The sequence below is a fragment of the Nocardioides sp. 616 genome (assembly GCF_002930065.1).
In the GTDB taxonomy this organism is placed as follows: Bacteria; Actinomycetota; Actinomycetes; order Propionibacteriales; family Nocardioidaceae; genus Nocardioides; species Nocardioides houyundeii.
Window position 1 is genome coordinate 262090 of sequence record NZ_POAG01000012.1, and the last position, 5379, is coordinate 267468.

The following is a 5379-nucleotide window of genomic DNA, read 5'->3' on the forward strand; positions in this document are numbered from 1 at the left end:
ACTGCGGGTTGAACAGGTCGGTCTCGTTCTTCGGGGCCGTCTTGACGATCTTGTCGTCGAGGCGCAGCACGTCGAAGCCCAGTTGGATGTCGTTGCTGTAGATGTGGCCCCGGTACCAGTACGCAGACCAGGACCCGCCGAGCACCAGGCGCTCGTCGGAGATGGGGCCGCGGTCGAACCAGGCGATCTCCTTGGGCTTCTTGGCGTTGGTGAAGTCGAAGACCGAGATGCCGCCCTGGTACCACGCCTGGACCATCAGGTCACGGCCCTTCACCGGGATCAGCGAGCCGTTGTGGGCAACGCAGTTCTCGGTGTTGGAGTTGGTGCGCGGGATCTTGTAGTAGGAGTTGAACTCCAGCTGCCCGCCCTTGAGCCGGTAGATCGCATCGGCGCCCTTGTTGGGCCCCACGGTCGGGTTGCAGGTCGCCGCACCGCCGCCGCCGAGCTCGTCGGTGAAGACCACCTTGGTGCCCTCGTTGTTGAACGTGGCCGAGTGCCAGAACGCGAAGTTCTCGGTGTCCCGCACGGTCTCGGTCACCACCGGGTTGGCCCGGTCGCTGATGTCGAGGATGACGCCGTCACCCATGCAGGCGCCAGCCGCGATGTCACGCTCGGGGTAGGCGGTGATGTCGTGGCAGCCGCTGGTCGTGCTGGAGCCGTTGCCGCCCGGGTTGCCGCCGTCGGGAAAGAGCACCGGGGTGCCGACCAGGGAGGCCTCGCTCGGCGCGCCCAGCGGGACCTTGACCACGCCGATCTTGTCGTGCGGGGGCTGGCAGTCCGGGAACGCCGCGTTGGGTCCGTAGCTGGACACGTAGACGAACAGCTCGCTGCCGTCCTTGGTGGGGGCCAGGGTGTGGGTGTGCGAGCCGCAGGGGGTCTCGACGGCTGCGACGTACTCCGGCGAGGCCGGGTCGCTGATGTCGAAGACGCGCACGCCCTCCCACGCCGCCTTGTTGCTGGCCGGGAGTCCCGTGCTGGCACACGACGCGTCGGAGCGGCTGGAGTCGACGCTGAGGATCAGCAGGTCGCCCCACACCGAGATGTCGTTCTGCGCGCCGGTGCACACGACCTGGGTCACCTGCTCGGGCTGGGCCGGGGTGGAGATGTCCCAGACCGTGAAGCCCTCGTAGTTGCCCGCGTAGGCGTAGTCGCCCTGGAACGCGAGGTCGGTGTTGTAGGCGGTGGGAGCTGCGAACGCGCCCGACTTCGGCACGTTGGTGAGCAGCGAGAGGTTGGAGCTGGACGCCGACTCGCCGGGGGCGAGCCGGGTCTTGGAGTCGTCCATGGCCCCGAGGTCGCCTCCTGCGAGGTCGCAGCCCGCGCCGAAGCGGTCGGCCGCGCCCTTCTCGAGCTGCTTGGCCAGGCCAGGCGGGCAGCTCGGGGGAGAGGACTTCTTCGCGGCCGTGGACCCCTTCTGCTCGGACGGGTGGTCGCCGTCGTGGGCCGACGCCGCGGGTATGAGGGCCGCGGCCAGGGCGAGGGTGACGCCGACGACGGCTATTGGCCGGCGTACGGCAGAACGTCGATGAGAGCGCAAGAACTGCGCAAGAGATTCCCGAGACAAGTTTTTTTCCTTCCGGAGGGGTCGCACGATGTGCTGGTCTTGTCGTACCGTGCCGAGCACGATGGAAGCAATGACTCGGGCAAAGATTCTTTCCTCGTGCGCCGCCTTGCTCCTCGGGGTCACCGGCCTCGCGGGGTGCAGTGCCGACACAGACGACGACGCCCCTCCCCAAGCCACGTCCCCACGAGAGCCAGCCGCGTCGGAGTCCGGAGACGCCGGCGACGACAGCGACGTGCCGGTCGTTCGGCCGGGACTGCCCGGCGAGCCGGCGAAGAGCGGCGGTGCCGTGACCACCGAGGAGCCGGCCCCATGGAACCACTCCGACATCGCGTTCGTCCAGATGATGATCCCGCACCACGCGCAGGCCCTTGAGATGTCGCGGCTGGCCCCGGAGCGGGCCGAGAACCGCCAGGTTCGTGGCCTCGCCGAGCGCATCGAAGCCGCCCAGGCGCCCGAGATCCTGCTGATGGCCTCCTGGCTGGAGGAGCAGAACATCGACGTGCCGTCGGCGGCCGAGGACCCGCTCGACTACGACCATGGCGCGCACGGGCACGACGGCATGGAGGGCATGCTCACGCCCCGGGAGCTCAAGGAGCTCGCCGCGGCCCGGGGACGCGCATTCGACCGGCTCTACCTGAGCTCGATGATCCGACACCATGAAGGCGCGCTGATGATGGCCGACCGGGTCGCGGTCGACGGCAGTGCACTGCTCGTGCGCGAGCTGGCCGCGGACGTCGCGTCGGGTCAGTCCGCTGAGATCGGCCGGATGCAGGAGCTCCTCAAGGGCCTGTGAGGCGTACCCGGCGCAACGTCAGCTGGGCTGCTGACGCACCGTGAGCGTCTGCGCGATCGTGCCGAGCGGCCCCTGCTCGTCGTGCAGCACGGTGCAGGTCAGGCCCACGCCGTTCGTGCCGAAGGAGACGGTGGTGTCCAGCCCCACCCAGCCGGGCACGGGCTCGCGGAACAGGTGCGCGGTGAGGTCCAGGTTGGGGAAGGCGTAGTGCCGGGGGTCGGTGCGCACCGCGACCCCGTTGCTCACGTCGAGCAGTGCGGCGAAGGACGCCAGGGTGCTGACTTCCTCGTCGGCGACCAGGGTGTGGTCGGTCCGCAGCCAGGCCACTGCCCGACCAGGTCCCATCTCCTTGCGGCGCAGCTGGAGGGTGGCGATGAACTCCCCGGACCACAGGTCGCTCATCGGCCAGGGCTCCATCTCGTCGGGCGCCGGCATGCTGGGCAGGTCGGTGCCAGCGACGGCGCCGGTCTCGTGCGGGGCGGTGAGCCAGGCCCGCATCACCACGCCGGTCCGGCCGCCGCACGACGCGGTCGCCTCGACCAGCTCGATGGTGCGACCCGGACGCAGCACCCGCAGCTCCACGTCCATCGGCGCGATAGGCAGCGTGCCGAGGATGTCGTAGGAGAGCCGGCTGACCAGCAGGCCGTCCGAGCGGCGCGCGTCCCGGTCCCGCACGACCTCGTGCGCCATCACGCCAAGGGCCGAGGCGATGTGCTGGGTGGCGGGATCCCAGGAGCCGCCGACGTACGCGGTGGGCTCGAAGGTGTGCGCTCCGGTCCGGCGCCAGTAGGTCACGTCGTCTCCTCGACCTCGGGGAGCGCCCATTGTCCGTGGTCAGCTCTCACCCTTGCTTTCCGCCCCTCGTAGGGTCGCTCCATGCACACACGCACCCTCGGTCCGCGACAGGTCGGCGCCATCGGGCTCGGCCTGATGACATTCCAGCAGAGCGGGGAGCAGCCGCGCGAGCAGCTGCTCGACACGCTGCGCGCAGCGCTCGAGAGCGGCGTGACCCTGCTCGACACCGCCGACGCCTACGGGCCGAACGAGGCGGGGGCACAGGCGCAGGGCGCCAACGAGACCCTGGTGGCCAGCCTGCTCGACGAGCTGGGCGTCCGCGACCGGGTGGTGCTGGCGACCAAGGGCGGTCACGTCCGCACCGAGGACGGCGGCTGGGACGTCGACAGCCGGCCCGAGCACCTGCGCGCGGCAGTCGAGGCCAGCCTGCGCCGGCTCGGGGTCGAGCAGATCGCTGTGTGGCAGCACCACCGGCCCGACCCCAAGGTGCCTTACGACGAGGTGATCGGCACGCTCAAGGAGATCGCCGACAGCGGGAAGGTGGCCCACGTCGGGCTGTCCAACGCCGACCCGGCGCAGATCCGCGCGGCGCACGCCGTGCTGGGCGACGTGCTGGTCAGCGTGCAGAACCAGTTCAGCCCGGCGTTCCGGACCAGCCGCCCGGAGATCGACGTCTGCGCTGAGCTGGGTCTGGCCTTCCTGCCGTGGAGCCCGCTCGGGGGTCTGGGGGACGCCAAGGAGCTGGCCGCCAAGCACCCCGCCTTCGCCGAGGTGGCCCAGGAGCGTGGCGTCTCCGCTCAGCAGGTCGCGCTCGCCTGGGAGCTGGCGCAGTCGCCGTGCGTGATCCCGATCCCGGGAGCCAAGCGCCCCGAGTCGATCCGCGACTCCGCCGCGGCCGCCGACCTCTCGCTGACGCCGGAGGAGATGGCGCGCCTCAGCGCCCGTCCGCCGAGGGGCTCATGAGGGCTGTCATGATCGCTGAGAGCTGCAGGGCGTGGCCCTGCGCATTCGGGTGGAGCGGATAGTCCTCCTCGAGCATGACCCCCTGAGGTTCACCTGGGCCCAGCTCCGGCCACCACGCCTGCAGGTCAAGGGTTGCCACGTTGTCGAGCTCGAGGGAGAGCAGAGCCTCGCGGACTGCCTGCCACCTCTCGGCGTACGCCGGGTCTTCCTTGATCGGGGTGTAGTTGACGACGAGGAGCACCGAGTGCGGCCGGCCGGCCGAGGCAAGATCTGCGCGCGCGACGATCTTCTCGATTGCTGCGACGGTCTGCTGCGCGCTCAGCCCCCATGCCGGGTCGTTGGCGCCGAGGTTGACCACCGTCAGCACCGGGGCGATCCGATCGATCACCTGCCACATCCGTGCGCCGTTTGTGGTGCTGGATCCGGTGAACTTGTCGGCGAAGTAGGCGGAGTGGGCCGAGTCGTAGACGTGGACGCCGGCCGATCTGTCCTGGTCCGAGCCAAACACCTCGAAGCCCTCGAGGATGGTCGGGACGGTGTCGGACGTGCCTCGCAGCTCCAGCTGGTGGTCACCGGGAGCCAGCACCTGCGACTCCCAGAACTGTCCTGAGCCCGGCGTCGGGTCCGTTGCTATCGGCTGCCACGGGCCCTGGTCCACCCGGACCTCGCCATCAGCGGTCGTACCGTCAGGCAGCCAGCCGTACCAGAGACGGACCTGTGTGCCGGAGAAGTCGTAGGTGAGCGACGTCCCGCTGTCCACCATGACGGCCTTCGACCCGAGGCCGAACGGGTTGTCGCTCCAGAAGTCGACCGGAGTCATCTCGCCGATGACGACCTTCAGACCCGGCGTCGGGAGCCCGGTGAACGTGACGGCCGCCGCGTAGCCAGCACCTTGGGCGGCGGAGATCGGGTGCAGGGAACGCAGGGAGTCCTGCAGGGCTACCGGAGGGCGCTGGGACCACTCCTTTGCTCCCACCCCCTCGGAGATCGAGTCCCCGATGTACACCACGTCGGCCCGCTGGGAAGCGCGGTTGTCGAGTGCGTTCCAGAAGGGAATCAGGGCCTCGGGATGCCGGACGTTCCGCGGGTCGGGCGTGGGTGTCTCGGTGGGCGTCGGCGTGGGTGTGGGTGTGGGTGTCTCGGTGGGCGTCGGCGTGGGCGTGGGTGTCTCGGTGGGCGTCGGCGTGGGCGGTGCTGACCCGGGAGGACGCCGCCGAGGGCACCGCCCTCAAGGCGGTCGAGATGCTCATGTCGGGCGTCACCT

5 protein-coding genes are annotated in these 5379 nt (G+C 70.0%); 2 read left to right on the forward strand and 3 right to left on the reverse strand.

Going from position 1 to position 5379, the window contains the following annotated elements:
- Positions 1 to 1564, reverse strand: a 1564-nt coding sequence (locus tag C5H89_RS05730) for a hypothetical protein (protein ID WP_240181725.1), incomplete at its 3' end; no start/stop codon positions are given.
- Positions 1565 to 1796: 232 nt separating this feature from the next.
- Here C5H89_RS05730 and C5H89_RS05735 point away from each other — a divergent pair.
- The gene (locus C5H89_RS05735; protein WP_162799225.1) at positions 1797 to 2357 is read left to right on the forward strand and encodes a DUF305 domain-containing protein; all 561 of its coding nucleotides are present in this window, start codon (positions 1797 to 1799) and stop codon (positions 2355 to 2357) included.
- Positions 2358 to 2375: 18 nt separating this feature from the next.
- On the opposite strand, the gene C5H89_RS05740 is transcribed toward C5H89_RS05735, so the two are convergent.
- Positions 2376 to 3152 carry a thioesterase family protein gene (locus C5H89_RS05740; protein ID WP_104106075.1) on the reverse strand — a complete coding sequence of 259 codons (777 nt, stop codon included), beginning with the start codon at positions 3150 to 3152 and terminating at the stop codon, positions 2376 to 2378.
- A gap of 81 nt (positions 3153 to 3233) precedes the next feature.
- Between C5H89_RS05740 and C5H89_RS05745 the strand changes: the two genes are divergently transcribed.
- On the forward strand, positions 3234 to 4115 hold the full coding sequence (locus C5H89_RS05745; RefSeq protein ID WP_104106076.1) for an aldo/keto reductase: 882 nt from the start codon (positions 3234 to 3236) through the stop codon (positions 4113 to 4115).
- Here C5H89_RS05745 and C5H89_RS05750 read toward each other — a convergent pair.
- Entirely contained in the window at positions 4087 to 5124 is a 1038-nt protein-coding gene (locus C5H89_RS05750) for an SGNH/GDSL hydrolase family protein (protein ID WP_104106077.1), read from the reverse strand. The genes C5H89_RS05745 and C5H89_RS05750 overlap by 29 nt on opposite strands.
- Between the last annotated feature and the right edge of the window lie 255 nt (positions 5125 to 5379).

What these genes read in the sequence shown, in the direction of transcription:
- C5H89_RS05745 (WP_104106076.1), top strand. Translation starts at nt 3,234, where the DNA reads ATGCACACACGCACCCTCGGTCCGCGACAGGTCGGCGCCATCGGGCTC.